Annotated in this window: 4 protein-coding genes; all 4 read right to left on the reverse strand. The window is 53.0% G+C overall.

The annotated features are described in order from the left end of the window. Window positions 1–13: 13 nt before the first annotated feature. The gene (locus EKD03_RS17955) at window positions 14–466 is read right to left on the reverse strand and encodes a hypothetical protein (protein WP_129633800.1); all 453 of its coding nucleotides are present in this window, start codon (window positions 464–466) and stop codon (window positions 14–16) included. Then, window positions 463–1,152, reverse strand: coding sequence for an HNH endonuclease family protein (locus EKD03_RS17960; protein WP_129633802.1), 690 nt, complete (start codon window positions 1,150–1,152; stop codon window positions 463–465). Before EKD03_RS17960 ends, EKD03_RS17955 begins: the two co-directional genes overlap by 4 nt. Beyond that, window positions 1,149–2,495 (reverse strand): AAA family ATPase, encoded by a 1,347-nt coding sequence (locus EKD03_RS17965; RefSeq protein WP_129633804.1) that lies wholly within the window; start codon window positions 2,493–2,495, stop codon window positions 1,149–1,151. Before EKD03_RS17965 ends, EKD03_RS17960 begins: the two co-directional genes overlap by 4 nt. Window positions 2,496–2,564: 69 nt before the next feature. Next, on the reverse strand, window positions 2,565–3,629 hold the full coding sequence (locus EKD03_RS17970) for an N-6 DNA methylase (protein ID WP_202976816.1): 1,065 nt from the start codon (window positions 3,627–3,629) through the stop codon (window positions 2,565–2,567). Window positions 3,630–3,778 lie beyond the last annotated feature (149 nt).

Raw genomic sequence — 3,778 nt, forward strand, 5'->3', positions numbered from 1 at the left:
GCGGGGGCGGCGATCAAAGGAGATGCAGGCCAAGATTGATCGGTGGTGCGCCGACCACCATTAAGCGTACACCTACCCAGAGACGAACTTCTGACTTTATGTTCTCACCAAAGTTCTGAGGGATGAGATTCATCGGGACAAAGGCAACCTCTTGCTCATCAGCCACTTGGTTACGTGGGTTGACTAGGCCAAGATCGGCCAAAGTTGTCCAAGTCCATGTTTCAGGCAACGGAGTGAGTGTAATATCAAGATTTCCAATCGCATTCTTTTGGCCTTTTACCCCCAACTGTAGTTTTATGATCCGAGCCCGCTCCACCAACACCCTCGCCGGTTCATCGTGGGGATCTTGGGGGACGAGGCGGCCTTGGACGGCGAGTTGGAGGATGAGTTGGCGCAGGCGGGTGACACCGCCGGGGGCGGCGGCGATGGTGTCGAGGTGGGTGAGGAGGAGGGAGGATGTATTCACTGGGCAATTCCATATATTTGACAGAGGGCACGAGCGAAGGCGGCATACTCAGCATGCGGCATGCATGCCTCATGCACAAGGGTCAGTGCATCTGTATCACCAGTGCGGGCAACTTTGATAAGGGCGCGTAATTGGTTGATATACTGACTGCGGTGGCGCAGCAATTCCTTACGCCCGCGTCTCCCATTCAGATCAAAGACATCCTCGACGGATTTGCCCCGGTCATCTATACCATACACAAGGGCATAGCGGGTCACGGGGTCATAACGAAACTCTAGGTGGTCGGATGGATCATCAGTGGGGGCGCTGGGATCAATCAAAAGGGGATTACCAGCAGCATCCAGGGGAAAATGATCAGCTTTGTGTGAGGCATTGTTGCAGATTGCGCATGAGAAGAGTAGATTGCTCCACGTAAAGGTGTACTCAGGATAGACAGCCTTGGGGCGGAAATGTTCAATCTCACCGTAATGGCCAACACATGCCTTATGCTCGCAGTAGGCACACTTATCCGCAAACATTGTCTTGAGCTGTGCTTTGATCTCATGATGATTGTATTTGCTCTCAGCAGCCTTAATCTGCTTCTTTGTCGCATGTGGGTCGGCTCTCAGGCGAAGTAGCTTATCGCGCCAGCGTGTACTATTGCGGCGTAGAACCCTCGGCTCTGCATCGCGTACAACCTTGATCATGGTAGGCGTTCCTGCAAAAAGGTGCTAATGCGTTCTTCTAAACTTCCAGGTTCAGCGGGGGCGAGAACAGGTTGGGCTTGTGCGATAAGTGGTTGTAACGCCTCTAATTCGGTCTGCTCAACCTGATTCAGATGATCACTCCGTTGCATCAGTTGGTGGTAACGATTCAGATATTGTTCAGTCTGTGGGGCGTGAGTCGATTCGAGACCAAAGGCTGGACTACGCAGTACACGATCCACATCATACAAGGAGAGGTCAACATTTCGTGTAATCTGCACTTCGCCCGCGACAACATCTAGTGTGAGGGTCAGTGCATCACTTCCGGCACCAATCGCTACGAGTGGACTATGGGTAGCAACGATAAACTGAAGGTTTGGAAAGACTTCGCGTAGCCAAGTGGCAATTTGACGCTGCCAACGAGGATGTAAATGAATATCAAGCTCATCAATCAGAACCACCCCACTCGCCTGGGTAGGATCGTCTAGGTGCGGAAATGACTGGATAAGCCTCCAGATCAGGTCACCGGCGAAGGCAATCACACTCCGATAACCGTCAGAGAGCGCAATCGTCGGTACGCGGCGCCCACCGACCTCAAAAACAACCTCACCTCGCGTTGTTACCTCAGCAATCTTGGTAGATTCAGGAAGTAGACGAGTAATTGCCCGTTCACCAATTTCGCGACGGCGCTTGGCTTCAGGATCTTGGGTTTTGACCTCCTGAAAGTCAAGATAGACCATCCAGCGTTCAAACGAACTAAGGGCGCGATCTTCATCAAATTGGGCGTAAAAATTGCTGGCCCGTGTGGGTTGATCAAGACTAGGAATCAACATTTGGTTGTGACGAGTCAGACGCCGAAATGGGCCGTAACCTGCTGCAAACCACCCACCCTGCCCTTTGGAAAGAAACGCATTTGATCGCAACCAACTCAAATGGCGCGAGCGTTTCTCAATGATCGCAGGTTCACTATAGCTTACACCCTCTAGCTCGACGGGCGTATCACCAGTAATTGTGTAACCATAAGAAAATACTCTGGTGGTTTTATCGTTTCCAAATGTACCAGAATCATCTTGATCTTGATGAACGGTTATACTGATCTCACCTGATGATTGCTCTTCCCGCACCCATCCCATAGGGCGAGGAAGTAATTCTTTCGTAGCCTCAGGGCCAGCGAGGAGCAGGCCGATTGCCTGAAGAATGGTACTCTTTCCAACACCATTCTCTCCTAGGAGCGTCACCCACTTGCAGGGTTGTGCTTTTGCCCCCTGACGATCATTTGCAGTGAAGTTAATCTCTTCGCAATGAAAACAGCGTACTCCCTTGAGAAGAATTTTTTCAATCCACATTGGCATTGCTCCTTTGCGGAGTCTTATAGATAACCCATAGAGACGTAGCCTGTCCATTGTACCAGCCCATTAGCATTCCAGCGCCGCCGCCAACTCGCAGCGCAGCGCCTCGCGCACCTCGGCCACGTCGGCGCGGAGGCGTTGGTAGTTGGCGAGGAGGTGTTCGGGGTCGAGTTGCTCTACGTCTGCCTGATGCGGATTCTTGATGTCCAGATTGTAGCCGTTGGCCACGATCTGCTCGACCGGCACGCGCCATGCATACTCGTTTTCAACCCGCTGCTCCCACCAGGCTTTTTCGGGCGCAAACTCCTCAATGCGGATCGGCTTGGTCTTGGAGTAGGACTTGTAGCCGGATGGGTAGGGGTGCTCGTAGTACCAGACTTCGCGGGTCGCTTCGCCCTTGGTGAAGAAGAGCAGATTGGTCTTGATGCCGGTGTAGGGCGCAAAGACGCCGTTGGGCAAGCGCACAATCGTGTGGAGGTTGCACTCGCTGAGCAACTTCTCCTTGATGCGCGTCTTGATCCCCTCGCCAAAGAGCGTCCCATCGGGGAGCACAATCGCCCCGCGCCCACCCACTTTGAGCAGGTGGATGATCAGCACCAGGAAGAGATCGGCAGTCTCACGGGTGCGGAAGGTCTGCGGGAAGTTACTCTCGATGCCGTCCTCTTCCATCCCCCCAAAGGGCGGATTGGTAAGGATGACATCAACCCGATCCTGGGGCGTATAGCTTATCAGCGGGCGGGCGAGGGTATTGTCGTGGCGCACACGATGCAGATCAACCGCCACATCATGCAGAGTCAGATTGGTGACGCAGAGTAAGTAGGGCAGCGGCTTCTTCTCGACCGCGTGGATGAGCGTCTGAAGGCGCATCTCATCATCGGGAGTACGCACCTGCTTGCGCAGGTGATCCACCGCGCAGGTAAGAAAGCCGCCGGTTCCAGCCGCCGGATCAAGCATGCGTTCACCCAGGCGCGGGTTGACCATCTCGACCATAAATTGGGTGACGGCACGTGGCGTATAGTACTCACCGGCATTGCCCGCATTCTGGAGATCGCGCAAAATCTGCTCATAGATATCGCCAAAATGGTGGCGATCCTTGAGATTATTAAAATCAATCTCATTGATCTTACTCACCTTACGCACCCAGAAAATCAGGGATATGCTACAATCTGAACTATGAAAAACGATGAACTGTTCGACCTCTATAGTGATTATCTCATTAGCTCCTTCGGTCAAACGACGGCAACCGGGTTGTCCGCATTGATGGAAGGGGAAATCAGTCA

The organism is Candidatus Oscillochloris fontis, from assembly GCF_004138135.1.
GTDB lineage: Bacteria > Chloroflexota > Chloroflexia > Chloroflexales > Chloroflexaceae > Oscillochloris > Oscillochloris fontis.